Origin of the sequence: Microcoleus sp. K1-B1, assembly GCF_036704705.1 — a bacterium.
In the GTDB taxonomy this organism is placed as follows: Bacteria; Cyanobacteriota; Cyanobacteriia; order Cyanobacteriales; family Microcoleaceae; genus Microcoleus.
The window spans coordinates 1-23,193 of the sequence record NZ_JAUBSH010000106.1; the positions used below are offsets into that span (position 1 = coordinate 1).

General features: G+C 44.1%; 26 protein-coding genes and 1 tRNA gene. 13 read left to right on the plus strand and 14 right to left on the minus strand.

The annotated features are described in order from the left end of the window. Nucleotides 1-361: 361 nt before the first annotated feature. The 10 genes from QUA83_RS25860 to QUA83_RS25905 all read right to left on the minus strand — a co-directional run bounded on the left by QUA83_RS25860 (nt 362) and on the right by QUA83_RS25905 (nt 4,527). A complete protein-coding gene (locus QUA83_RS25860; protein WP_333296798.1) occupies nt 362-592 on the minus strand; it encodes a hypothetical protein in 231 nt (76 codons plus the stop codon). A gap of 92 nt (nt 593-684) precedes the next feature. Then, a complete protein-coding gene (locus QUA83_RS25865) occupies nt 685-915 on the minus strand; it encodes a hypothetical protein (protein WP_333296799.1) in 231 nt (76 codons plus the stop codon). Nucleotides 916-1,036: 121 nt separating this feature from the next. Next, complete coding sequence (locus tag QUA83_RS25870) at nt 1,037-1,291, minus strand: ParE family toxin-like protein (protein ID WP_333296800.1); 255 nt, start codon at nt 1,289-1,291, stop codon at nt 1,037-1,039. Then, nucleotides 1,291-1,491 (minus strand): hypothetical protein, encoded by a 201-nt coding sequence (locus QUA83_RS25875; protein ID WP_333296801.1) that lies wholly within the window; start codon nt 1,489-1,491, stop codon nt 1,291-1,293. The genes QUA83_RS25870 and QUA83_RS25875 overlap by 1 nt, the downstream gene beginning before the upstream one ends. A gap of 120 nt (nt 1,492-1,611) precedes the next feature. Then, nucleotides 1,612-1,872, minus strand: a complete 261-nt coding sequence (locus QUA83_RS25880) for a type II toxin-antitoxin system RelE/ParE family toxin (protein WP_333296802.1) — start codon at nt 1,870-1,872, stop codon at nt 1,612-1,614. After that, a complete protein-coding gene (locus tag QUA83_RS25885; RefSeq protein WP_333054056.1) occupies nt 1,872-2,087 on the minus strand; it encodes a hypothetical protein in 216 nt (71 codons plus the stop codon). Before QUA83_RS25885 ends, QUA83_RS25880 begins: the two co-directional genes overlap by 1 nt. Before the next feature lie 70 nt (nt 2,088-2,157). Then, nucleotides 2,158-2,373: a hypothetical protein gene (locus QUA83_RS25890; RefSeq protein ID WP_333296803.1), complete on the minus strand. Its 216-nt coding sequence runs from the start codon at nt 2,371-2,373 to the stop codon at nt 2,158-2,160. Between the two features lie 153 nt (nt 2,374-2,526). Further along, nucleotides 2,527-2,892, minus strand: a complete 366-nt coding sequence (locus QUA83_RS25895) for a type II toxin-antitoxin system VapC family toxin (RefSeq protein ID WP_333296804.1) — start codon at nt 2,890-2,892, stop codon at nt 2,527-2,529. 3 nt (nt 2,893-2,895) lie between these two features. Beyond that, nucleotides 2,896-3,159, minus strand: coding sequence for a hypothetical protein (locus tag QUA83_RS25900; protein ID WP_333296805.1), 264 nt, complete (start codon nt 3,157-3,159; stop codon nt 2,896-2,898). A 189-nt stretch (nt 3,160-3,348) separates the two neighbouring features. Next, nucleotides 3,349-4,527 (minus strand): glycosyltransferase family 2 protein, encoded by a 1,179-nt coding sequence (locus QUA83_RS25905; protein WP_333296806.1) that lies wholly within the window; start codon nt 4,525-4,527, stop codon nt 3,349-3,351. Nucleotides 4,528-4,687: 160 nt separating this feature from the next. Here QUA83_RS25905 and QUA83_RS25910 point away from each other — a divergent pair, with 160 nt between their 5' ends. The 3 genes from QUA83_RS25910 to glcD all read left to right on the plus strand — a co-directional run bounded on the left by QUA83_RS25910 (nt 4,688) and on the right by glcD (nt 7,599). Continuing rightward, entirely contained in the window at nt 4,688-5,080 is a 393-nt protein-coding gene (locus tag QUA83_RS25910; protein WP_333296807.1) for a transporter, read from the plus strand. An 89-nt stretch (nt 5,081-5,169) separates the two neighbouring features. Further along, nucleotides 5,170-6,054: a DUF6671 family protein gene (locus QUA83_RS25915; protein WP_333296808.1), complete on the plus strand. Its 885-nt coding sequence runs from the start codon at nt 5,170-5,172 to the stop codon at nt 6,052-6,054. A gap of 69 nt (nt 6,055-6,123) precedes the next feature. Further along, a complete protein-coding gene (gene glcD / locus QUA83_RS25920; RefSeq protein ID WP_333296809.1) occupies nt 6,124-7,599 on the plus strand; it encodes a glycolate oxidase subunit GlcD in 1,476 nt (491 codons plus the stop codon). 200 nt (nt 7,600-7,799) lie between these two features. On the opposite strand, the gene QUA83_RS25925 is transcribed toward glcD, so the two are convergent. Next, the gene (locus tag QUA83_RS25925) at nt 7,800-9,692 is read right to left on the minus strand and encodes a PAS domain S-box protein (protein WP_333296810.1); all 1,893 of its coding nucleotides are present in this window, start codon (nt 9,690-9,692) and stop codon (nt 7,800-7,802) included. A 474-nt stretch (nt 9,693-10,166) separates the two neighbouring features. Here QUA83_RS25925 and purH point away from each other — a divergent pair, with 474 nt between their 5' ends. Further along, on the plus strand, nt 10,167-11,714 hold the full coding sequence (gene purH / locus QUA83_RS25930) for a bifunctional phosphoribosylaminoimidazolecarboxamide formyltransferase/IMP cyclohydrolase (protein ID WP_333296811.1): 1,548 nt from the start codon (nt 10,167-10,169) through the stop codon (nt 11,712-11,714). Nucleotides 11,715-11,921: 207 nt separating this feature from the next. Then, nucleotides 11,922-12,857, plus strand: coding sequence for a 2OG-Fe(II) oxygenase (locus QUA83_RS25935; RefSeq protein ID WP_333296812.1), 936 nt, complete (start codon nt 11,922-11,924; stop codon nt 12,855-12,857). A 348-nt stretch (nt 12,858-13,205) separates the two neighbouring features. Here QUA83_RS25935 and QUA83_RS25940 read toward each other — a convergent pair whose 3' ends face one another. Then, a complete protein-coding gene (locus QUA83_RS25940; RefSeq protein WP_333296813.1) occupies nt 13,206-14,687 on the minus strand; it encodes an ankyrin repeat domain-containing protein in 1,482 nt (493 codons plus the stop codon). A gap of 96 nt (nt 14,688-14,783) precedes the next feature. On the opposite strand from QUA83_RS25940, the gene QUA83_RS25945 reads away from it, so the two are divergent. The 5 genes from QUA83_RS25945 (at nt 14,784) to QUA83_RS25965 (ending at nt 17,884) form a co-directional block, all read left to right on the plus strand. Next, entirely contained in the window at nt 14,784-15,254 is a 471-nt protein-coding gene (locus tag QUA83_RS25945; RefSeq protein WP_333296814.1) for a DUF4079 domain-containing protein, read from the plus strand. A 148-nt stretch (nt 15,255-15,402) separates the two neighbouring features. After that, entirely contained in the window at nt 15,403-16,152 is a 750-nt protein-coding gene (locus QUA83_RS25950; protein WP_333296815.1) for a hypothetical protein, read from the plus strand. Next, nucleotides 16,142-16,600, plus strand: a complete 459-nt coding sequence (locus QUA83_RS25955) for a DUF7689 domain-containing protein (protein ID WP_333296816.1) — start codon at nt 16,142-16,144, stop codon at nt 16,598-16,600. Before QUA83_RS25950 ends, QUA83_RS25955 begins: the two co-directional genes overlap by 11 nt. A 125-nt stretch (nt 16,601-16,725) precedes the next feature. Further along, the gene (locus tag QUA83_RS25960; protein ID WP_333296817.1) at nt 16,726-17,268 is read left to right on the plus strand and encodes a type II toxin-antitoxin system antitoxin SocA domain-containing protein; all 543 of its coding nucleotides are present in this window, start codon (nt 16,726-16,728) and stop codon (nt 17,266-17,268) included. After that, nucleotides 17,255-17,884, plus strand: a complete 630-nt coding sequence (locus QUA83_RS25965; RefSeq protein ID WP_333296818.1) for a type II toxin-antitoxin system PemK/MazF family toxin — start codon at nt 17,255-17,257, stop codon at nt 17,882-17,884. The genes QUA83_RS25960 and QUA83_RS25965 overlap by 14 nt, the downstream gene beginning before the upstream one ends. Before the next feature lie 128 nt (nt 17,885-18,012). Here the strand turns inward: QUA83_RS25965 and QUA83_RS25970 are convergent. Next, nucleotides 18,013-18,083: transfer RNA gene (locus QUA83_RS25970), tRNA-Cys, on the minus strand. A gap of 201 nt (nt 18,084-18,284) precedes the next feature. On the opposite strand from QUA83_RS25970, the gene cpdA reads away from it, so the two are divergent. The 3 genes from cpdA to QUA83_RS25985 all read left to right on the plus strand — a co-directional run bounded on the left by cpdA (nt 18,285) and on the right by QUA83_RS25985 (nt 21,713). After that, complete coding sequence (cpdA, locus tag QUA83_RS25975) at nt 18,285-19,052, plus strand: 3',5'-cyclic-AMP phosphodiesterase (RefSeq protein WP_333296819.1); 768 nt, start codon at nt 18,285-18,287, stop codon at nt 19,050-19,052. A 203-nt stretch (nt 19,053-19,255) separates the two neighbouring features. Further along, nucleotides 19,256-20,734 (plus strand): alpha-amylase, encoded by a 1,479-nt coding sequence (locus tag QUA83_RS25980; protein WP_333296820.1) that lies wholly within the window; start codon nt 19,256-19,258, stop codon nt 20,732-20,734. A gap of 202 nt (nt 20,735-20,936) precedes the next feature. Then, nucleotides 20,937-21,713 carry an SDR family NAD(P)-dependent oxidoreductase gene (locus QUA83_RS25985; RefSeq protein ID WP_333296821.1) on the plus strand — a complete coding sequence of 259 codons (777 nt, stop codon included), beginning with the start codon at nt 20,937-20,939 and terminating at the stop codon, nt 21,711-21,713. A gap of 89 nt (nt 21,714-21,802) precedes the next feature. Here QUA83_RS25985 and cofG read toward each other — a convergent pair whose 3' ends face one another. Further along, entirely contained in the window at nt 21,803-22,753 is a 951-nt protein-coding gene (cofG, locus tag QUA83_RS25990) for a 7,8-didemethyl-8-hydroxy-5-deazariboflavin synthase subunit CofG (RefSeq protein WP_333296822.1), read from the minus strand. Nucleotides 22,754-23,193 lie beyond the last annotated feature (440 nt).

The following is a 23,193-nucleotide window of genomic DNA, read 5'->3' on the forward strand; positions in this document are numbered from 1 at the left end:
GCTATTTTTACCAACGGGGGATGAGGGCTATAAGTCAGATTCAGTCTAGCTCTTAGCCATCTTGTCACCCCCCCAGGCATATTACAGTTTGTTTAGAAGATACTAATAAATTAGAAACTGATAAAAAAGTTGTTTTATCAGCTATAAAAGATAAGGTTAGATACGGAGATCCTGTTAGCTACGGATTTACTCCGTCTACAAATATTATCCAAAAGGGTGGATTGTCGGTTTTTTTTATCGGTTCTTGGCTCGATCATATTGAATCTTTGAGGCTCAAGTATGAACAAAATCTAAAAAAGCAAAAAGAACAACAAGATAAAAGAGAGGAAGAATATCGTCGTCAAAACTTTGGTAGAATCGATTAGCAATGCTTCAATAGCCTTGCTATGCCAATTTTTTGATAAACTTCCCCAGGTTCGACGCTACTTTCTCCTGCTTGATTGCGCTTCATTGACTCTAACAATTTCTGCTTGACTTCTTCCTTAACTTCTAAACCTGCATCAGGATCGCCCAAATATTCTTCTAAACACTGTTCCACGGTATGCCGAATTAAGTCCCGCAATTGGTCAACTGTCATGTCTTTGACTTGCATTTTAATCTCCTAGTCTGTGGGATTATAAATAAATAATAACAACTTTAGTATTGAACAAATGAATCAGAATGTTGGTATCGAGAAGATATTTATTAATCATCCCATTCTTCTCTAAGTGACAACTGGAATTCCAAAGCCTCCACACGATACGGCAAAAAACCTCGCCATCTCTTTAAATTTTTCCTAGGCAATCTTTCACTGCTACCCGGAGTCTGCGTTGTTACCCGATCGCGCATCAAAGCTGACAATAATTCTAAAAGCTGCTGTTGCTCGTCAGGAGTAAGATTTTGAGCCTGACTCAGTACCTCGCTATAAGTAGACATAGGCTTTATGTTGAGATTTTTGGGCTGATTGTTATTATAGCAATTTAGGATCGAAGGAAGTGCGATCGCCCTTATCTTCCCAAAGTACGATCGCCCTTATCTTCCTAAAGTACGATCGCCCTTATTTTCCTATCAGCCGATCGTACTCTGCGTGAGTACCAATCCAAAACCACAAAATACCTGTTTTAATTTCAATACCCAACGCCCGATAAGCTTGTCCGGTCCTTACAGACCAATAATTACCAACCTTCTTAAAATGCAAAGAAGGATGAGACGGATCTGCCTTCAGCAACTCATAACACTGATCTGCTGTAGCTTGTACATTTGATGGCAAAGCATTGTAACAATCCCAAAATTTTCGAGTAGTGTAGTGCATTAAATCTCTCGATAGTTACCACTCTCAAAATCTGCGATCGCCTCTGCAGCTAAAGCATCTAGTTTACCCTCAGCAATATCTTTCTCTAACTGAACATCCCATCGTTGGTAATCCAAATTCATAAACCACTCTAACAACTCTCCCATCTTGTTCGGCGGAAGTTGGAGAATCGCATTTTCTATCTGTTCAATAGTCAACATAGGCTATCTTAACTTACACTAAATTTCGTTAATTTTTTTGCTTGTTATTTATTATATCTCAATTCGGGATTCGGTGAAAAGCGATCGCCCTTATTTCCCCAAAGTGCGATCGCCATTAAGTTAATCATAAATTTCTCTCCGGTGTCCAATCTGGTGAATAGTAATCACCTTTAAATCATCATCAAAAGAATAAATAACCCGATAATCACCCACTCTTAACTTAAAGAAACCTGCCAGATTAGCCGACAACGGCATAGGAGTAATTTGTTCAAAATTTTCAGCAAACCAATTGATTTTATTACCTATACGCTCCTGCACAGCCTGAGTCAATCTTTCTTGGTTAACCAGAGCTTCTGCTGTGAAATCAACCGAATAGCTCATTAGGATTTTATGCCAATTTTTTGATAAACTTCCCCAGGTTCGACGCTACTTTCTCCTGCTTGTTTGCGCTTCATTGACTCTAACAATTTCTGCTTGACTTCTTCCTTAACTTCTAAACCTGCATCAGGATCGCCCAAATATTCTTCTAAACACTGTTCCACGGTATGCCGAATTAAGTCCCGCAATTGGTCAACTGTCATGTCTTTGACTTGCATCTTAATCTCCTAGTCTGTGGGATTATCAATAAATAATAGCAACTTTAGTACGGTTGTATCTGTAACTGAGCTATCCATTCCATGAATCTCGTTCCTGATTCACATACTCTTGAGCATCAATTCCATTCCAAATTTCCTCACCCAACCCTTCTAATTCTAAAATGCTCCGCCTAGGTTTAGCCTGAACCCGGTGACGAACATATACTAATAATTCAGAGATGAGTCGCCGTTGCTCATCCGGTGCAAGTCTTAGAACCTGACTCAGTACCTCGCTGTAAGTAGACATAGGCTTTATGTTGAGATTTTTTGGCTGATTGTCATTATAGCAATTTAGGAGCGAAGGAAGTGCGATCGCCCTTATTTCCCCAAAGTACGATCGCCCTGATCTTCCCAAAGTACGCGCGTGCGAAGCTATCCCGTAGGGAATCGCCCGTCTTGATTAAACCTCAAAGGGGTTAATCAGTGTGAGTTCAGCAATCCACAGAAAATCCCCTATATTTCTTGTTACTAAAGTTCTGTCATATACCAAAGCTGTTGCCGCAATAATAGCATCCCCAAGTGTCATTCTCCTTATCTCTCGCAACAGCACTGCGCGATCGAGTACAGTGTTAGAAATTGGTACAACCTCCACCACACCAAAGAATTCCTCAAAGTACAATCTATACTCTTCAGTTAGCCGATGATAACCCAAGACTTCAAGGTAACTTAGTGCCGATACAATTATGTCATTTTCGCCAATAAAATGCCTAATCTGCGAGTTTTCTGGCTGGGAAGCGTAGATAATAATATTACTGTCTAGCAGCATTCATTATTCATCCCTACCTGGAAGTGGACGGTCTTGACGCAAATCTCGCTGCCATTCCACTGGATCGCTAATATCAGCAAATACATTATTTGCTGCAATTTTTTCCAATACTTCAACTATTCTCTGACGGCGAAACTCCGCACTTAAAGTCGATCGCTCTTCTTGTAAAGTAACGTAAACTCTGACAGGGCGATCGCCCTGTGTTGGAACCTCATTAACCCATTCTAAAATGTTTCCCTTCAATATAGCCTCAAATATTCGCTGCATAGCTAATATCAAATATTCTTTATCTCTACTATTCTAACCCTTTTGAGCATTAAAGCTACTTGTGGGATTATACCAAATAGTCGGAAATTTGGTTCCTGCAGCCCTGATTTTCCCTGCATTGCGATCGCCCTGAACTTCCCCTGGATGGCAGTTTAGTTTTGAGGAATATCGGCAGTAACCTTAATGTTATCACCTACGCTTCAAGCTCAGCACGCTGAGAAAAAAGCTCGACAAAACCATCTGCAAACCAACAGTCAGGCAAGTGAGCGAGGGAATAACCAAACGCAGAGTTTTAAAAGGGTCTAAACTACCGAAAGCTGTTTCGCTCCAGATACTCAATGACAAGAACGAGCCAACTATTCCGATTAAAATCAGCGTGACTCCGACAATCAATCCTGTCTCTAGGGTGACATAGCGAAATATTTTATTGAGTTTCCGGTCTTCGGGCAGCAGTTTTTCACTGATGGCAAAAACTTTGGTGAAGAAAGCGAAAGTTACTGCTTGAAAACCGATGATAATTGCGATCGCAGCATACAGCAGCGTGTGTACATCAAAGTTGATACTTCCGACCTTTCTGCTGCCCGGTAATAGCCAAACGACGATAATGAGACCCAGAATCATCAGCGTAGCCCCCGGATACAGAAATAGCCACCGGGGACTGTAAAGCAGCATAAATCGCAGGTTCCGCCAGCCATCTCGCCAAGTTCGCAAGTGTGGCGGACGGCTGCGGCCGTCGGGAGAGAGTACGGTGGGAACTTCAGCGACTCGAAGCTTGTAGATAGAGGCTTTGACCACCATTTCGCCAGCAAATTCCATCCCCGTTGTTTGCAAGTCGAGTTTCAAAATTGACTCTCTCCTGAAACCCCGCAACCCGCAGTTAAAATCGCCGGCGGGACTTGAAAAGAATAGCCGCCCAATCCATGTCAGCGCCGGATTTCCAAAATATTGGTGCAGCGGTGGCATTGCCCCCGGTTTGATGCCTCCTTGAAAGCGGTTTCCCATCACTAAATCCCACCCTCCCCGCAATTTTTCCACAAAAGGGCCGAGGTTGGAAAAGTCGTAGCTGTCGTCAGCGTCGCCCATGATAATATAAACTCCGCGCGCTGCCATGATGCCTCCCATGAGGGCGCTGCCGTAGCCTTTGGCCACTACGGGTACGACTCGAGCCCCCATTCTGGTGGCGATATCTTGAGAACCGTCAGTGCTGCCGTTGTCTGCTATGATTACCTCGCCGGCAATATCAAGTTCGCGCAGAGACTTCTGTGCCTTCTCGATGCAGATTTCTAAAGTTTCTGCCTCGTTGAGGCAGGGCATGAGTATCGAAAGTTCGAGAGTGTATTCCCGGCTGGTGTTGCTTTGCTCGGCCATATGTTTATTCCACTGTTGCTGGCGATCGACAATAGTTGCATTTCCAGTATGTATGTTTACAATATTGATCTAGAACAAAACTAAATAAAACTTAATTACCATTGTTAATGGTAGTTTCTGTATCGGCCACTTTCGCGCTGTAGTATAAGTTGGTGAACTAATGAATAGAAGCGTTTTTCTGGTATTGCTTGCTGCAATATTGTGCGGCGTCGCAGGTCAATTCAGTCTGAAGGCAGGAGCTAAAATATTAGGGCCCATTGGCACTGCTAATTTAGTTGAAAAAGTTATAGGAATGGCAACTCAGCCTTTGATAGTTGCAGGTCTGTGTTTGTATGCAATTTCTTCGATCGGCTTTATAGTAGTTTTGTCGCGCGCAAACCTTAGCATAGTCTCGCCTTTACTGTCAATTAGTTACCTGTTTACTGTTTTAGGCGGCAAACTTATATTTCACGAGCCTTTGCCACCGCTGCGGTTGGTAGGCGTGGCGCTAATTATGACAGGAGTAATTTTTGTACTCAGAGGTCAAGCTGGGGGAGTGACTGGAGGCAACTAGCCACTGTTAAGATTGACGCTTGAGTGCTGAATTGATAACTTAGGTTAAAGGGTGTATTTGAGCATTCTGTTATGAAATGATGCTGCTGTATGTCTAATATTTCTGAGCCTGTGAATCCCAATCAATTATTGATCGATCGCACCGCAGTTCTTGCTACCATGCACCAAAAAGAACGGGTAATGGCTCCCGTTTTGGAACGAGAATTTGGCGTAAATATCCTAGTACCTACAGAGCTTGACACTGACGCATTCGGCACATTCACCAGAGAAGTTAAACGCTTAGGAACACAAATAGAAGCGGCTCGCCATAAAGCACAAAAAGCTCTAGAAATTGCAGGCGAAACTCTTGCCTTTGCCAGCGAAGGTACTTTCGGCCCTCACCCAATGATGCCGTATCTGCCAGCTAACAGAGAAATAGTAATTTTATTAGATCGAGCCAACAATCTAGAACTAATCGGCGACTCTTTCTCCGTTGAGACTAACTACAGTCACCAGTTAGTTTCCAGTATAGAAGAAGCAGATGATTTTGCGAAAAAAGCGGGATTTCCCGATCACGCACTGGTGGTTATAGTTGGCGACGCTGCCCTCGGTAACGGCGAAATAGTCAAGGGCATTAAGACAGAAAAACAACTTTTTGACGCTGTGACAGCAGGCTTAAAAAAATCGTCAACCGGTCGAGTTCACATCGAAACAGATATGCGGGCGATGTACAATCCAACTCGGATGAAAAACATCGAAAATGCAACTCTCGATTTAGTTAAAAAATTCAAGCAATTCTGCCCGGAGTGCGGTTGGCCGGGATTCGATATAGCTGAGACGAAAATCGGATTGCCCTGCGGACTTTGCTATTTTCCGACTCAGCTAGTGCGATCGGCAATCTATAAATGCAAAAAGTGCGGTTATACTAAAGAAAAACAATTTCCCGACGGTCGAGAGACTGCCGATCCTTCCTTGTGTCAATATTGCAACCCTTAGAAAAATAATTGGCTAAACTTAGTAAAATTTGCAACAATATTATTGATAGTTCCTTAATTAAATTCACTAATGATAGCCGTAGAAACAGAACGCAACTGGAAACCCGTTATTAAAGAATTCGAGGCTGTAGTCGGCAAAAATGGCGTCGTACAGCGTCGCGAAGAATTGATTGTCTACGAGTGCGATGGACTCGCCAGCTACCGCCAGCGCCCCGCCGTGGCGGTATTGCCTCGAACTACGGAGGAAGTGGCGCAAGTGGTCAAAATATGCGATCGCAACTCAATTCCCTGGGTGGCTAGAGGCGCAGGAACCGGTCTTTCCGGGGGCGCTTTGCCTGTAGAAAACTGCGTGCTGATTGTCACTGCCTTGATGCGAAAAATCCTGAAAGTAGACTTAGAAAATCAGCAAGTAGTCGTGCAACCGGGAGTAATTAATAACTGGGTAACGCAAGCAGTTAGCGGCGCCGGTTTCTACTACGCGCCAGATCCTTCCAGTCAAATTGTTTGTTCGATTGGTGGCAACGTTGCCGAAAATTCTGGCGGGGTTCACTGCCTCAAATACGGAGTCACAACGAATCACGTTTTAGGATTAAAATTGGTACTTCCCGACGGTTCAATTGTCGATGTCGGTGGCGAAATTCCCGAAATGCCCGGTTACGATTTAACAGGTGTATTTGTCGGTTCCGAAGGCACTTTAGGAATTGCCACAGAAGTTACTTTGCGAATTCTCAAAGCGCCCGAATCGATTTGCGTTCTTCTAGCGGATTTTTCCAGTATAGAAGCAGCAGGCGAATCAGTTTCCGATATTATCAGCGCTGGCATTATTCCCGGCGGCATGGAAATCATGGACAACATCAGCATCAATGCTGTGGAAGATGTGGTGGCAACTGGATGTTATCCCCGCGATGCGGCGGCAATTCTCCTCGTAGAAATCGACGGTTTAGAAGTGGAAGTTGCCACAAACAAACAGCGGATAGCTGATATTTGCAAGCATAACGGAGCGCGAAATATCACCACGGCAAGCGACCCGGAAACGCGGCTAAAAATTTGGAAAGGGCGGAAAGCTGCTTTTGCGGCGGCGGGTCATCTCAGCCCGGATTATTACGTGCAAGACGGCGTAATTCCGCGAACGCAAATGGCTTATGTTTTGAAAGAAATTGAGGGTTTGAGCGAGAAATACGGTTATCGAATTGCTAATGTATTTCACGCGGGAGATGGGAATTTGCACCCGCTGATTCTGTACGATAACTCGGTAAAAGGTGCGCTGGAAAAGGTGGAAGAATTGGGCGGAGAAATTCTCAGGCTTTGCGTGAAAGTTGGGGGAAGTCTTTCGGGAGAACACGGCATTGGCGCTGACAAGAAGTGTTTTATGCCGGATATGTTTTCGGAGGTAGATTTGGAGACGATGCAGTGGGTGCGTCAGGTGTTTAATCCGAAAGGTTTGGCGAATCCTGGGAAGATGTTCCCGACGCCGAAGACTTGCGGGGAAGCCGCGAGGGCTAAGGTTGAAACTTTTAAGAAGTTGGAGGGTGCGGAGGTTTTTTAATTCGCTATTTATGCGGGTAATGTGAGCAGAAAAGCACCTGATAATTGTCTCTACAATGGGGAGGCAGAGCCTCTAAGTATGCGTTCCCAGCCAGAGTCTGGTAACGAGAAAAAACGATTTTTCTCGTTTTGTAGGAGTGCGAGAGTCCCGCTTGCTTGCCTATATATCACGTTGGTAAGGTGCAGATTGCACATTCGGCACTAAAGTGCGATCGGAATTCTGATAGTAAATTCCGTGCCCTTGCCCAATTCCGAAGTACAATATAATTCGCCTTTGTGTCTTTCTACAATAATTTGATAGCTAATTGACAAACCCATTCCCGTGCCTTTGCCAATGGGTTTAGTAGTAAAAAATGTATCGAATATGCGCTGCTTGACTTCCTCAGTTATTCCCGGGCCGTTGTCGGCAATTTTAATTTCTACAAAATTGCCGACCACTTCCGTACCAATCCTAATCTGGCTGGGATGTTCTAGCATTTCTTGACAATTTTGCCGACTGTTGGCATCTTCTAAAGCATCGATCGCATTGCTGAGAATATTCATAAAAACTTGATTTATCGGCCCAGCAAAACACTCAACAGTCGGCAATTCTCGGTATTCTTTTACAATTTGAATTGGCGGCTTTTCTCCGTTCCCTTTCAAACGGTGATTGAGAATTAACAGCGTGCTGTCAATACCTTCGTGGAGGTTAACGGGTTTCATCTGTGAATCGTCATGCCGCGAAAAGTTCCGCAGCGACTGCACAATCTGGCAAATCCGCTCGACACCAACGCTCATTGAAGACAGTATTTTAGGTAAATCTTCAGCTAAAAAATCGAGATCATTTTTTTCTCTTTCCTCTTGAATTTCCGCGACTGGATTAGGATAGTGCTGTTGATAAAGATCGAGGTGATCAAACAAGTCTTGAGTATAATTTGTGAGATGAGCGAGATTGCCGTAAATGAAGCTGACTGGGTTGTTGATTTCGTGAGCGACGCCGGCAAGTAGCAATCCCAAACTAGACATTTTTTCGCTTTGAACTAATTGGGAATTAGTGGCTTTGAGTTGCTCAAGTGTGGCTGCTAGTTGAGCGGCTTGTTCTCGGCTTTGTGCTTCGGAATTATGCAAGGCTTCTTCGGCTTGTTTGCGCTCAGTGATGTCTCTCTGTACGCCAATAAAATGAGTTAATTTGCCCATGCGATCGCGCACGGGAGATATTGAGAAACAATTCCAGAAAGCGGTTCCGTCTTTGCGGTAATTCTTTAATATTACCTTGCATTCGCTTTCTGTTTGCAAGGCTTGGCGAATTATTTCTACTGCCGCCTGGTCGGTATCGCTTCCGTGCAAAAATCTGCCGTTTTTTCCGATAATTTCCTGTCGCCTATAACCTGTCATGCTTTCAAATGCGGGATTGCAATAAATAATTGGATTTTCGGGGTCAGTGGCGTCAGAAATCGTAACTCCGGTGCTAGTAGCTGCTATAGCTCGATCGTACAACCAAAGCATTTCTTCTGCGCGCTTGCGATCGGTAATGTCCCGTAGCGTAGCTAAATAAGCCCTTTCTCCGTCCCATTCCGTTTCCACCACCCGCATTTCTACTACAGCATTTGCTTTTTGCTTGCGAATAGCTTCAACTTCTGTCTGCACGACGCGAGTTCCTGGTGCTTCTGTTTTTCCAACTTGGGGAATAATATCCGTCGCCATCTCAAGGTCACAAGCTGAAACTTCTACTACTAAATTGCCAAAAAATGCTTGCCCTAGAAGTTCCTCTGCTTTGCAGTTAAACAGCGCTTCTGCTGATTGGTTGGCAAAACATACAAGTCCTCGCTTGTTAACGATTGCGATGCCGTCGGCATTTTTTTCGATCACATTCCGAAACCGAGATTCGCTAGCTTTCAAATCCTGCTTTAGCTGTTCCATTGCTCGCTCCATCTGCTGCAATTCGCACAGACTAAGACTATAAGCTTCGGAAATGTTGGTCTCTGTCGAATTCTCGGCTCTTTTTTTGGGAAGCTGTTGGTAGCCTGTTCTATTGGTCAGATTTGGAGCAGTTTGTTTATGATTCCTGCTAATATTACTGAGCTTATTTTCTGGATCTGCTTCTTGAAAAAACATATTTCTACCCTCCCCAATTATTTTTTACATTAAGGTATTGCGATCTCCCTATTTTCCGGGAAATTTAGGGAGAGAGCAATTTACACCCGATGCTAGCACATTACTTTTAGAATTCATCCTAAAACATCGTTAAAATTCAAGAGCGATCGGCATTGATTTATCTATTAAGTTTTATTAAGTATTTTCAACAACATTGACACTTACGTAGCCACATGAACTGTGCAAGCTGGATAGGGCTTCAATCCCCTTTGCACTCACAAAATAACCAGTTCCACGGGCAAGTTCTAGATATTTAGAAGCCGCAGGTCAGTATAAAATATTATATAAATTTGACAAAAAATATGGTTAAAACTAAGCGAACTCATCTTTATTTATTAAAAATAATCATAATTAGCCATTACCAAATCATCTCCCTGCGGGCTGATGTGATATAGAATATAACCTATCTATTTTTGCGATCGCAACTTCAAACCAATGGCACGTCTAGCACTTCTGAGCACATCCAATAAAACCGGACTAATCGACTTAGCGCGCAGTCTAGTAGAAGAATTTGAATTTGACATAATTAGTAGTGGCGGGACAGCAACGGCCCTCAAAGAAGCAGGCATCCCAGTGACCAAAGTTGCGGAATATACTGGTTCTCCCGAAATTTTGGGAGGGCGAGTCAAAACACTTCACCCACGAATCCACGGTGGCATTTTAGCGCGCCGCGATGTACCGGAAGACCTCGCAGATTTAACCGCAAATCAAATTCGGGCGATCGATCTAGTTGTAGTCAATTTGTATCCATTTGAAGAGACAATTTCTAAACCAGGAGTTACTCTAGCCGACGCAATTGAGCAGATAGATATCGGCGGGCCAGCAATGTTGAGAGCTTCCGCCAAAAACCACGCTCATTTGACAGTTTTGTGCGACCCAGAACAGTACAATACTTATTTAAAAGAATTGCGGGCAAATGGCGGCGAAGCATCCTTAGAGTTTCGGCAAAGATGCGCCCTAGAAACCTTCAAACATACAGCAAACTACGATCGCGCGATCGCAACTTACCTCAGCAGCAGCCAATCCGCTGAAAAATCTTCGCTACCAGAGGAGTTTAATTTATCAGGAAAAGAGTTGCAAACTCTCCGCTACGGCGAAAATCCTCATCAAGCCGCCACCTGGTATCAAAGCGGAAGTACACCCACAGGCTGGACGACTAGCACCATCCTGCAAGGCAAAGAATTAAGCTACAATAATTTAGTAGATTTAGAAGCAGCAAGGCGGCTAATCGTAGAATTCCCCGACACACCAGCCGCCGCTATTCTGAAGCATACAAATCCTTGCGGCACAGCCTTGGGAACAACTATTTCTGAAGCGTATCAAAAAGCCTTCGACACCGATTCAGTCTCAGCTTTCGGCGGAATTGTCGCCCTCAATCGCCCGATTGATGCTGCTACCGCAACGGCGTTAACTAAAACATTTTTAGAATGTATCGTCGCGCCGGGTTGCGAACCAGAAGCCGAAGAAATTATCAAAAAAAAGGCGAAAGTTCGAGTATTAATTTTGCCAGATTTGACTCAAGGGCCGCCACAAACGGTTAAAATTATTGCAGGCGGTTTGCTGGTGCAAGACTCAGATAATGTAGTAGAAGAAACTAGCAAATGGCGGATTGTTACTGAGAAACAGCCGACGGCGGGAGAGTTGGAAGAATTGCTGTTTGCTTGGAAAGTAGCGAAACACGTCAAATCAAATGCGATTGTTGTGACGCGCGATCGCACTACAATCGGTGTCGGCGCCGGACAAATGAATCGCGTCGGTTCGGTTAAACTAGCATTGGAACAAGCAGGAGACAAGAGCAAAGGAGCGATTTTGGCTAGCGATGGTTTCTTCCCCTTCGACGATTCAGTCAAAACTGCGGCTGAGGCGGGCATAATTGCGATCGTCCAACCGGGCGGAAGTATGCGCGATCAAGATTCCATTCAAGCCGCCAACCAACTTGGAATCACAATGGTTTTCACTGATATCCGCCACTTCTTGCATTAATTAAGTTCGTAGTGTAGTAATGACATCTTAGGTATCTGTCAGGAACAGGGAATATGCCTATTCCACAAAGAGTCAATTCTATTGTGGGGTGGGCTTCTAGCCCGCCCTCAAGCAATGATTGAATTTTTGTTCTTCCATATTCCATCCATCCATCCGTTACATCCGTTACATCCGTTGCCGAACTTCCTTCTTCTATAACTAACGGCTATGACTAGCACAATTCAACCGCAAATTAAACCCCAAGACATAAAAGTCAAAATCCTGCTCACCGGCGGACATCAATGCACCGTCACTCTCAAATCTGATACACCATTATTGCACAGCCTTGTCAAAACATTAGTCGATCGCACTCAACAAACACCCGGTTTTTCCACCTTATTTCAAATCCCTATAGACGGAGGTCGTTCCGCCCTTTCTTTTCCCGGCGAACACCTAGTTGGATTAGTCACCGAACCCCCAATTTACTTGCAGGAACTGCAACCGCAGCAGCCTGCAACTCCCGTAGAAATTCCCGCCACAGAAATTCCCGCCCCTGCGCCGCCTGTAAATGACGACTTAATATCTCGCTACGCCCAGATTGACAACTTTTTGACACCTGCAGAAAAAAACAAACTCATTAAATATGTCTTAGCAAAAGAATCAGAATTTGTGACTACCAGCACCTCAACCAATGCCGAAGATTACCGCCGTTCGATGGTACTCCACTCGTTCCCCGAATTTTCCGAACTGATGGTTAATCGCATCAAAGCAATTCTCCCCGACGTGCTGCAAAAATTAAATATTCCCTCATTTCCGCTTGGTGAAATAGAAGCTCAGCTAACCATGCACAATGACAACAACTTTTATAAACTTCACAACGACAGTGGCTCGCCAGATACCGCCACCCGATTTTTTACTTACGTTTACTATTTCTATCGAGAACCAAAAGCTTTTTCAGGTGGGGAATTGCAAATTTATGACAGCAAAATCGAGAACAATTTTTATGTTGCAGACAAGACATTTAGAACCGTTGAACCTCGCAATAACAGCATTGTATTTTTTCTAAGTCGCTATATGCACGAAGTTTTGCGAGTTAGCTGTCCCTCAAAAGCTTTTGCTGATAGTCGGTTTACTATTAACGGCTGGGTACGCAAAGCAAATTGAGGTTAATATCGATTCCGGTTGCACCGGAATGCTTGTTGACTGTTCACTGTTGACTGTTGACTGTGAGTCCAAAAAATGAAAATTGCGCGAATTTTTTGTTGGCAGCTTGATTCGACTTTACGCCCGACGATGAAGCGCGCATTTGATCTCCTTGCGGCGCAACCGAAATTGATATAATTCATTGTCATGGACGCACTAATCACCTAATTTTGTCATTCTGAGTGAAGCGAAGAATCTCAAATTATTGCCACATTGTTATAATGCGTAAGTCCCGATATCTGAGATTCTTCACTTCCCAAAGCCTACCCTCAGAATGACAGAATTACTTTACTTAAAACTATTTACTTCTTACTCCAGTGCTCCAGCACTTTTGAGCAATTTCACCACATTAGAATAACCCTTAAACTCAGCTAGCATTAAAGCTGTATAATTTCCCGGATTTTTGTGGTTTAGTTCTGCACGAGCATCAATTAAAATCTTTACTGCATCAGCATAACCCCGATGTGCAGCCCACATTACAGCGGTTGCGCCCGAATCATCGAGCAAGTTGACATCGGCACCTTTTTCGACTAATAATTGGACGATCGCAATATAACCTCGATCGCACGCCTTCATTAAAGCCGTTTTCCCCAAATCCGCCGGGATATTCGGATCAGCACCGCCGTCAAGCAAAGCCTTCACCGTCTCGGTATGTCCGTGAAACGCAGCCAGCGTCAAAGCCGTCTCCCCAAAGTTTTTTGCATTCAGGAAATCAGCCCGATTTGAGTTTACTTTTTGCAGCAAAGCCGATACGATCGCACTATGACCGTGAACAGCCGCTACCAGTAAAGGCGTATCGCCCAACCGATTTCTAGCACCGACACTTGCACCTCGGTTTAATAGCAATTCCACCACATCTTCGCAGCCTTCAACCACCGCAAAATTCAAAGCAGTTTCATCATCTTTATCCTTAGCGTTGATATCCGCGCCAGCATCGAGTAAGATATGGGCGATCGGCGCATTTCCCCCAGCAGCCGCGGCCATCAAAGCCGTGCCGCCATCTCCATTTTTCACATTCGCATTAGCACCCGCACCAAGCAAAGTTTGCACCACATCAGTATTGCCGGAATCCGCAGCCAAAGTTAAAGCAGTTTCTCCGTTTTTGTCGGGAATTTCGACATCCGCACCAGCAGCCAACAGCGCCTCGACAACAGCCAAATTTCCCGCCGTCGCAGCCAGCATCAAAGCAGTTTTGCTCTCTAAATTTTTAACATTAGCATCCGTCCCACAATTGAGCAAAATTCGCACAATTTCAGCGCTTCCTTGACGGACAGCTAAAAACAGCATAGAATTCTCAGCAACAGCACCCGCATCCACCAAAGCTTTAACAACAGCTTGATGACCGGATAAAGCAGCCATTTTCAAAGCTGAATCTCCATCTTGATCACGCACATTTACATCAGCATTAGCATCAAGTAACATCCGCACAACATTGATATCGCCCTTGAGAGAAGCCGCCATCAAAGCCGTACTTCCATCATCATTTTTAGCATTAACATCAGCACCCGCCGCCAGCAACAGTCGCACAGAGTCAGCCTGTTTGTGAGCCGCCGCCAGCATCAAAGCCGTTAGCCCAAAACGCCTGCTCACCTGGTTGACATTAGCGTCATTGTTTAGTAGAGTACGCACGATTTCTGTATAGCCCTTTTGGGCAGCAAACATCAAAGCCGTCGTCCCCTCAGAGTCTTTGGCGTTAGCGTTAACACCCTTAGCGAGTAAAGCTTGGACGTGAATAATGTTGCCAGTCTTGGCGGCTTGAATCAATACAGCGTCTTGTTTAGTGGCAGGCATAATAGTCTCTCATACCGTATATTTTTACCGTCGCACGAGACGGCCTGACTGGTATGCTAAGTTTTATGAAGTATGTTTGCTAATCCTCAGAACACTATGAATCTCGAAATTCCTCAGTCAGTGAAAGTTTGGAGCCAATTCTTCCACCCAGTTTTAATGTGGGTACTGCTGGCCATCTCATTCTATGCTTTGTATCTCGGCCTGCAAATCCGCCGTACCAGAAGCGCCGAAGGCGAAGTCAAAAAAGAGTTAATTAAGGGAAAATTCAACATCAAGCACCACCAAATGGGTTCTTTGCTGCTAGCCTTGATGGTAACGGGTGCAGTGGGCGGAATGGCTGTCACCTACATCAACAACGGCAAACTATTTGTCGCCCCGCACTTAGTAGCAGGATTGGGAATGACGGCAATAATTGCGATCGCAGCCTCGCTGACTCCTTTGATGCAAAAAGGCAATGATTGGGCGAGAAACGCTCACATCTTTCTGAATGTTGTGCTTTTGGGGCTGTTTGGCTGGCAAGCGGTAACAGGCGTAGAAATCCTGCAAAGAATTATCAGCAAAATGTGAGGATTTGAGTAAGAAGTACAGATATTGGGTAGGGACACGGCAGTGCCGTGTCCCTACATCTTTATGATCAAAATGGTGTTATAATGAACGTATAAGTAAGCCAATTAGTCTCAATTCAACTTCTCTTAGCAAAGACAAGAAAACTAATATGCCTTCTTTAAAAATACATCGCCAATATCAATCCGGCATCGAAAAAATTGTAGCCTTGGACAACTCAGTGTTTGAGGCTATTTTAACTGCGTTGAGAAAAACAGCCCCTGCGTTGCCTATTGATGATTTAGTCAGAAACGTAGAGTCAGAGGTAGAAAACACGAACCATGATGATTTAGTCAATATACTAGAGAGTATTATTCCTATATACGCTTTAAAGAAAACTTATGCTTGGACAGTGGAAGAACTAGCAGATGAGCTGATTGCCGCTGTTGATGAATTTGAAGAACTCTCTAACTTATCAACCGAAGAAAAAAAGCGATTTTGTGAAAAACTTAATGACTTGTTGATGCCGAATCGCTTTTTAGAATCGGCATCACAAGCCAAAGATGTTTTAAAAGTATATTTGTTGCCTTCAGGAATTCCTACTGATGACTTCCCCATTAAAAGCAAAGTAGAACTAGAAGCAGAGTTTAAGAAGTTCGCCGAAGAATGGCGCATCGAAACCGGGATGCTATCATTAGTTACACAAAAATCAATGCACCAGGCTTATCAGAGAATTATCGGTATGGGACAGCCAGTTATCCCCTTGATTTTGCGTGACCTCGAACAAAAGCCAGACCATTGGTTTTGGGCGTTGAGGGCAATTACTGGTGACAATCCGGTAAAACCCGAACAGCGAGGCCGCATGAAGCAAATGGCCCAAGCCTGGATACAATGGGGAAAAGAACACGGTTATGAGTGGTAAGCTAGAGTACCGAAAAATATTGAGATTTCCTAACTTAGAGCTTACTGAATATCAAGTAACAAGTGAAGAAACAGTAGATTATAATTGCTTTGCTTTTGCTGCTGGAGAAGAGGAATGCAGATGGGACCCGGTAGACCCAGATGGGTACTGGCCGGATGGTGTTTCAAGAGAGTTAACGCTGGATGCTTTTATCCAAGCTTATCAAACTATTGGATATGAACCTTGCGAGAATCGTGACCTTGAACCGGGGGTTGAAAAAATAGCAATATACACCTATAACGGCCAGCCACAGCACGCAGCCAGACAAGAAGAGGATGGTAAGTGGAAAAGCAAGCTAGGGGATTGGGAAGATATCGAACATGAATTAGAAGGGTTAGAAAATCCTAACTATTATGGAGTTGTTCAACAAATATTACAGCGAGCGACAATCCCACTCAATATTTCTTAGACTGCAATTAAACTTTTGAAGAGTAAACTTTTGGACGCACACACTCTATTTGTTACCCTTAGCTATTTTTTATCTGCTTTAATAGCCAAGCTTCCCTTTCGATGATTTAATAAAATAAAGTTAAATTGAGCGAACAATTTAGAAGATTAATTAGGGAGCTTTTTGAAATCAAAAGAAGGAAAGCTATGCTAGAAAACCTGATCAAATACTTTGTCTACGCAACAAAAGGCTATATTACAAAAACGCAGTTAATCAAGTTTGTGTACTTAGCTGATCTTTATGCGGTCAAATGGACAGACAAGCAGCTTACTGATTTAGATTGGCGTTATTATTACTATGGGCCTTGGAATGAAGGCATAGAGGCTGTTTTAAATCAAATGAATGGCAAAGAGATTGTTCAAGAATCTCAGGGAGAGAGTATATTCATCAGACTTGGGGAGGGAGCTGGTAATGTGGATGATTTAAAGTTACCTTTAGGTCTGAAGCTCATACTTGACAACATCAGGAGAGAATGGGCAGGTTCAGGAGAGGATAAACTGAATCAGTTACTAGAATATGTATATAGCACTGCTCCCATGCTTGAGGTTAAATATAGCCACGAACCAGAGGAACAGGTGAGACTGAATCTGTACAAAGAAAGAGAAAAGTTAATGAGTGAATTGGGGTGAGCGAGTGGCTGGACAAAAACCGCGTCAAGGTTGGATTTATTTTATCAATCCCTATAGAGTATGTCTTCGTTGCAAACTCGGTCATCATCATATTTATGAGATAAATGAACCAGGGGAGATTGAGTGCAAGACAATTTCTTGCACTCAGGTGATTAATTCGAGTCGGGTTTTTCGGGGAGAGCATCCTTATATCGTTTGGACAAGTGACCAATTTCAAGATGAATCTACATACATCCAAACTTTGAGGCTGATTCCGTTGACTTCACAAGAAACCTATAAAGGTTTGCCAACTGTATATCCGATTAATTCTACAAGCACAAATGGTCTTTCTTATAAATCCTTCGCTCTAGTGCATCAGATATGTACTGTTGATGCTAACTGTTTTAAAGATTCGCAAGGGGATTGGCTTAAGCGAGTTGGACAACTGGATAAAGTAGATAAGGAAGCTATAGAGGAACGTTTAAAGTATTTTTTAAATCTTGGGGATAATCCGGGTGAAGATTGGTTTATTAAAAATGCGTCTCCAGAACTTTTACAGAAAGTGTTTAATCTTCTACCGGATGAAACCACCAAAAGTATGGCTATAGAAAAACTGATCGACGATTTGCGATCGTAGTCAATGAGTAGTAATTGATGGTAGAGGTCAAGAAGGTTTTTGCAGTGGACTTGAGCAATCTCGCTATATCCTGTTAACCTTCTCGATCGCCCAAACGGCATTTTAGCCACATCTCACAAAATTAAAAAAGGCGGCACCCAGATTTGAACTGGGGGTGGAGGTTTTGCAGACCTCTGCCTTACCACTTGGCTATGCCGCCGTCACGTCTGAAATTTGACGTTTTCTTATAGTACACCAAATCTCGAAAATTTTAACATACCTGTCAAAAATTTCGTGAAGCGCAGCTATCCCGATCGCGCGTGGGTTCCCGAAGGGTAGGGAATCGCCCTTTTTTCCCATATCCCCAAAACCCTTGTGGGAAGGTACTCTAGAACTATAGCAACGACCCGCAACACCAGCCATGACACCAGTTTCTCCCCTACTCGTCGCCCAAATCACCGACACTCACTTGTTTGCAGAGATCGATCGAGAATGGAAAGGCTTCTCAACAACCCGCACCCTCCAAGCAGTTCTCGATCGCCTGCAACAGATACAGCCGCCGCCCGACTTACTCCTACTCACAGGCGACTTGTCCCAAGACGAAACACCCGAATCCTACCAGCGCCTCGTTTCCCTCATCGCCCCCCTCGGAATTCCCGCCTACTGGATACCTGGGAACCACGACAACATCCCAGTCATGCAGCAAATATTAGATAAGTCGCCCCTTTCCCCAGAAAAATCATGGATGCTAGGAAACTGGCAATTTCTATTACTTTCGAGTGTGGAAGCCGGATGCGACGGCGGGCGGCTTTCCCCAGAAAGCTTGCATTGGCTCGACTCTCAACTGCAACAAACGGGCGATCGACCTGTTATCATTGCCTTGCACCATCATCCTTTGCCGATCGACTGTGAAATCATGGATGGAATGATGCTGCAGAATGCCGATGAATTTTTGGCAATTGTCGATCGATATCCTCAAATCAAAATCATTCTTTGCGGCCACATTCACCAAGAATTTCAACAACAGCGGGGCTCAGTTACCTACTTGGGGACACCCAGCACCTGCCTCCAACTTTTACCCAAAAGCCATCCGATTATCCTTGACGAAATCCCGCCGGGATTTAGATTGCTTGAATTGGCGATCGACGGTACTTGGAACACCAGAGTTGAGCGAGTTGCTGCAAAATAGCCACTAACTTAATATTTTTTAGTAAGTCTAAAATAATTAATATCAAATTTACATTTTGTTGTCAATATATCAACAGATAGATTGTTTTTAGCAGCCCCATCTATTATGATATTTATTAACGATAGATAGCAGACCTACGTAAACTAGCAAGCTACGAACAAAAATCTATCTGGCAATATTACAAAATAGGAAAAACTAAATATATGTCTGAACTCAATGGCGTCATGATGCAGTATTTCCACTGGTACAGCCCCGACGACGGCAGCCTGTGGAATCAGCTAGCGAAATCTGCTAAAGATTTAGCCAAAATAGGCGTTACATCCCTGTGGTTGCCGCCAGCCTATAAAGGAACAGGCGGCGGTATGGATGTGGGTTACGGCGTCTACGACTTATTCGATTTAGGCGAGTTCGACCAAAAAGGGTCGGTACGCACGAAATACGGCACAAAAGATGAGTATTTGGCAGCGATTAAAGCTGCACAAGATGCTGGAATTCGGATTTATGCCGATGTTGTCCTCAACCACAAATTAGGTGCCGATGCAGAAGAAGAAGCCGAAGCCACACCCTTCAATCCCGACAACAGGAATGACACCGTAGGCGAATATCAAAAAATCAAAGCTTGGACGCATTTTACCTTCCCCGGCCGCGACAAAAAATATTCCAGCATGGAGTGGCATTGGTGGCATTTTGACGCCATTGATTACAACGTTTACAACACAGAAACCCATGCCGTTTACCTGCTAAAAGGCAAAGAATTTGATCGAGGAGTAGACTTAGAAAAAGGCAATTATGACTACCTGATGGGTTGCGATTTAGATATGGACAACCCAGAAGTCACCGGGGAGTTAAAATACTGGGGTGAGTGGTATGTCGATACAACAAACGTTGACGGCTTTCGCTTCGATGCCGTCAAACACGTTAAAGCAGAATTTTTCCAAGAATGGTTGGAACACGTTCGCCACTATGCCCAACGCGACCTATTTGCCGTAGGTGAATATTGGTCTTACGAAGTGGAAGCTTTGCACTACTTCATCCAAGCAACGGATGGTAAAGTCTCCTTATTTGACGCACCCCTCCATTACAACTTCCATGCTGCTAGCAAAGCCGGCAATAGCTACGATTTGCGAACAATTTTTGATAACACTCTCGTTCAACAGCAACCCGCCCTCGCCGTTACCTTAGTTGACAACCATGATTCTCAACCATTACAATCCCTAGAATCTGTTGTCGAGGCTTGGTTTAAACCTCTTGCCTACGCTTTAATTCTGCTACGGCGCGAAGGATATCCGTGCATTTTTTACCCGGATTATTACGGCGCTAACTATAAGGATAAAGCAAATGATGGCAATGAATACGAGATTTGGTTAGACAAACATCAGTTTATGGTAGATAAATTCTTGTTAGCGCGCCAAACCTATTCCTACGGCAATCAGTACGATTACTTCGACCACGCCAACACTATTGGCTGGACGCGACTCGGAGATGAAGAACATCCGGGTGGCATGGCTGTGGTACTCAGTAACGGAGGCGATGGCACTAAGTTTATGGAAGTCGGACAGCCGAATCGAACTTATATTGACATCACCGAACACATCAAAGAACCAATCACAACTAATGACGATGGTTGGGCTGATTTTCGGTGTAACGCCGGTTCTGTTTCGGTCTGGGTGCCACAGCCGTAAGAACAGCGTTAAAAGTGACGTACTCCTCTGCCTAAAGTAGGGTGTGCACTGCACACCTTACCGCTATAATTAGTACATTAAACCACTTTTTACTTTCATAATTTTAATGACAAAAAGTTGTTTGTAGTGAGGAATAAAGTCCTCTCTCCAGTATTATTTTTATGCTATGCGATCGGCCCAAAAAATATTTATATAAAAAAATATGAAACTTTCAGAAAAAGTTGCAGTTATTACCGGCGGTGGGTCGGGAATTGGTCATGCAGCAGCAATTTTAATGGCCAAGGAAGGTGCAAAAGTTGCTATTATCGATCACATTTTGGAAACGGGGCAAGAAACCGTCCGCCAGTTGGTCAATGAAGGAGGCTGCGGGCTGGCTATTGCCGCAGATGTTGGGGATTCTCAGCAAATGGAAAAAGCGTTTCAAACAATTTTTGACGAATATCAAAGAATTGATATTTTGTTTGCAAATGCTGGTATTAACGGTGTATGGTCGCCGATAGAGGAGATAGAACCCGATGAGTGGGATCGGACAATTAACACCAACCTTAGAGGAACATTTTTGGCTGTTAAGTATGCTGTTCCTCATCTGAAAAAACAAGGAGGTTCAATTGTAATTACATCATCGATTAATGGCACCCGAAGTTTCAGGAAAGTTGGTGCAACTCCCTACGCTTGTTCAAAAGCTGCCCAAGTAGCCTTTGCAAAAATGCTGGCGCTAGAACTCGCAGCCTGCCAAATTAGAGTCAATGTGATCTGTCCGGGCGGTGTGCTGACTGCCATTGAAGAAAGCACCGTTAAGCGCCATCTCGATCGCATTCCAGTCGCGCCTGATTCTATTCAAGACATGATTCCTTTGACGGATAATACCGCAGGTTCTAGCGAGGAAGTCGCCCAATTAGTGTTATTTCTGGTATCACAGTCCTCCAGCTTTATCACAGGTACTGAAGTCTGGATTGATGGTGGCGGTTCTTTGATTTAAAATCTCAATAGTTTATTTTTATCACTCGGCGGTTGAAACCGCTGATTGTCAAACGAAGTCTGCCTGCGCGGACTAAAAAATAAGAATTTCTAATGACTAACTCTGAATTGTTTAACAGCTTTTTGCAATGTCTGCGGCACCCACTTATCGTACTGAGGATAAACAGGCAAACGCTGCACAAGCTGCCATCCCGATGCTGCTAAAATTTCTGTTAAAGTTTGGTGTTGCAGGTGAGGATAATCGGGATTAACTTCATCCCGCGGCCCAATTCCTCCTAAATCTCTAGCACCTGCTTCTAAACAAGCCAGCAATATGTCTGGGTGTGCAACTAAATTGGGCGGAATTTGTAGGGCAATTTCATCAGGTAAAATGCTGCGGGCGATCGCAATTACTTCCGGCATTTTTGTAGCATCAAAAACTTCACCGTCCCAACTTTGCTGATTTCCCGGACTGTGAGGCTGGAGGATAACTTCTTGAATGTGATTGTAACGCGAATGAATGCGGGCGATCGCCTCTAAAGTCTCCACCCAATCTGCCTCACTTTCCCCAATTCCCAGCAGCAAACCAGTTGTAAACGGAATCTTTAATTCCCCAGCCCATTCTAACTGTTGCAGCCGCAGCGCCGGCACTTTACTCGGTGCGTGCCGATGAACAGTTTGTAACAAATGTGGGGCAAGCTGTTCTAGCATCAGCCCCATTGATACATTTACCTCTTTTAACAGTGCCATCTCCTCAAAGCTGAGCGGCCCCACATTAGTATGCGGCAAAAATCCCAGAGCAAGTGCCAGTTCGCATAAATCGTAAATCCGCTGCAACCAAGCTTTTCGCCGTTGACTGTGAGGATGTACCTCGCCGCTGAGGATGAGAATTTCAATTACACCTTGAGTTTGCAGGAACTTGAGCTGTTTTTCTGCTTCTGCGAGTGTCAGCCAAGGACTTTGCAGCGGTTCTGCCCGAAAATTGCAATAGGTGCAGCGGTTAAAACACTCGTAAGTGGGAACCAGAGTATAAGCAGGGCTGTAGGTGACGGTGCGGGACATTCCTTGGGATTTTTATCGATCGGACTTACGCAACAACATATATCTGTAACATTGCGATTTTGGCGGTTGGCGATCGCCATCCTTCATCTATCTTAACACTGAGACAAGTCGGGAATCTCGTTGTCCAGGTAGATTATGAGTATTCTTCATTAGTGGGCGATCGTCCACTAATTCCGCACTCTGCTTTTTAAAACACCATACAGCAAGCATTCTGGCTTATTATCAGCGCAGCTTATGACATTCATAACAAAAACTGTGCTGAGAAGGCCTTTACAATCTGAAATAAAAGCTTTATGTTTATTTACATGGCGGAACACAAAGCCGTCACGAACATTGAAAACCAAATAAAGCAATCATAAACAAATGACAACAACCTTACAGCAGCGCGAAAGCGCCAACGTCTGGGAACGCTTTTGTGAGTGGGTAACATCAACCGACAA

What these genes read in the sequence shown, in the direction of transcription:
- QUA83_RS25900 (WP_333296805.1), bottom strand. Translation starts at nt 3,159, where the DNA reads ATGCAGCGAATATTTGAGGCTATATTGAAGGGAAACATTTTAGAATGG.
- QUA83_RS25885 (WP_333054056.1), bottom strand. Translation starts at nt 2,087, where the DNA reads ATGCAAGTCAAAGACATGACAGTTGACCAATTGCGGGACTTAATTCGG.
- QUA83_RS25915 (WP_333296808.1), top strand. Translation starts at nt 5,170, where the DNA reads ATGTCTAATATTTCTGAGCCTGTGAATCCCAATCAATTATTGATCGAT.
- QUA83_RS25865 (WP_333296799.1), bottom strand. Translation starts at nt 915, where the DNA reads ATGTCTACTTATAGCGAGGTACTGAGTCAGGCTCAAAATCTTACTCCT.
- QUA83_RS25860 (WP_333296798.1), bottom strand. Translation starts at nt 592, where the DNA reads ATGCAAGTCAAAGACATGACAGTTGACCAATTGCGGGACTTAATTCGG.
- QUA83_RS25905 (WP_333296806.1), bottom strand. Translation starts at nt 4,527, where the DNA reads ATGGCCGAGCAAAGCAACACCAGCCGGGAATACACTCTCGAACTTTCG.
- QUA83_RS25950 (WP_333296815.1), top strand. Translation starts at nt 15,403, where the DNA reads ATGCCTTCTTTAAAAATACATCGCCAATATCAATCCGGCATCGAAAAA.
- QUA83_RS25895 (WP_333296804.1), bottom strand. Translation starts at nt 2,892, where the DNA reads ATGCTGCTAGACAGTAATATTATTATCTACGCTTCCCAGCCAGAAAAC.
- QUA83_RS25935 (WP_333296812.1), top strand. Translation starts at nt 11,922, where the DNA reads ATGACTAGCACAATTCAACCGCAAATTAAACCCCAAGACATAAAAGTC.
- QUA83_RS25985 (WP_333296821.1), top strand. Translation starts at nt 20,937, where the DNA reads ATGAAACTTTCAGAAAAAGTTGCAGTTATTACCGGCGGTGGGTCGGGA.
- QUA83_RS25925 (WP_333296810.1), bottom strand. Translation starts at nt 9,692, where the DNA reads ATGTTTTTTCAAGAAGCAGATCCAGAAAATAAGCTCAGTAATATTAGC.
- QUA83_RS25910 (WP_333296807.1), top strand. Translation starts at nt 4,688, where the DNA reads ATGAATAGAAGCGTTTTTCTGGTATTGCTTGCTGCAATATTGTGCGGC.
- QUA83_RS25940 (WP_333296813.1), bottom strand. Translation starts at nt 14,687, where the DNA reads ATGCCTGCCACTAAACAAGACGCTGTATTGATTCAAGCCGCCAAGACT.
- QUA83_RS25880 (WP_333296802.1), bottom strand. Translation starts at nt 1,872, where the DNA reads ATGAGCTATTCGGTTGATTTCACAGCAGAAGCTCTGGTTAACCAAGAA.
- QUA83_RS25875 (WP_333296801.1), bottom strand. Translation starts at nt 1,491, where the DNA reads ATGTTGACTATTGAACAGATAGAAAATGCGATTCTCCAACTTCCGCCG.
- QUA83_RS25980 (WP_333296820.1), top strand. Translation starts at nt 19,256, where the DNA reads ATGTCTGAACTCAATGGCGTCATGATGCAGTATTTCCACTGGTACAGC.
- cpdA (WP_333296819.1), top strand. Translation starts at nt 18,285, where the DNA reads ATGACACCAGTTTCTCCCCTACTCGTCGCCCAAATCACCGACACTCAC.
- QUA83_RS25870 (WP_333296800.1), bottom strand. Translation starts at nt 1,291, where the DNA reads ATGCACTACACTACTCGAAAATTTTGGGATTGTTACAATGCTTTGCCA.
- glcD (WP_333296809.1), top strand. Translation starts at nt 6,124, where the DNA reads ATGATAGCCGTAGAAACAGAACGCAACTGGAAACCCGTTATTAAAGAA.
- QUA83_RS25890 (WP_333296803.1), bottom strand. Translation starts at nt 2,373, where the DNA reads ATGTCTACTTACAGCGAGGTACTGAGTCAGGTTCTAAGACTTGCACCG.
- purH (WP_333296811.1), top strand. Translation starts at nt 10,167, where the DNA reads ATGGCACGTCTAGCACTTCTGAGCACATCCAATAAAACCGGACTAATC.
- QUA83_RS25945 (WP_333296814.1), top strand. Translation starts at nt 14,784, where the DNA reads ATGAATCTCGAAATTCCTCAGTCAGTGAAAGTTTGGAGCCAATTCTTC.
- cofG (WP_333296822.1), bottom strand. Translation starts at nt 22,753, where the DNA reads ATGTCCCGCACCGTCACCTACAGCCCTGCTTATACTCTGGTTCCCACT.
- QUA83_RS25955 (WP_333296816.1), top strand. Translation starts at nt 16,142, where the DNA reads ATGAGTGGTAAGCTAGAGTACCGAAAAATATTGAGATTTCCTAACTTA.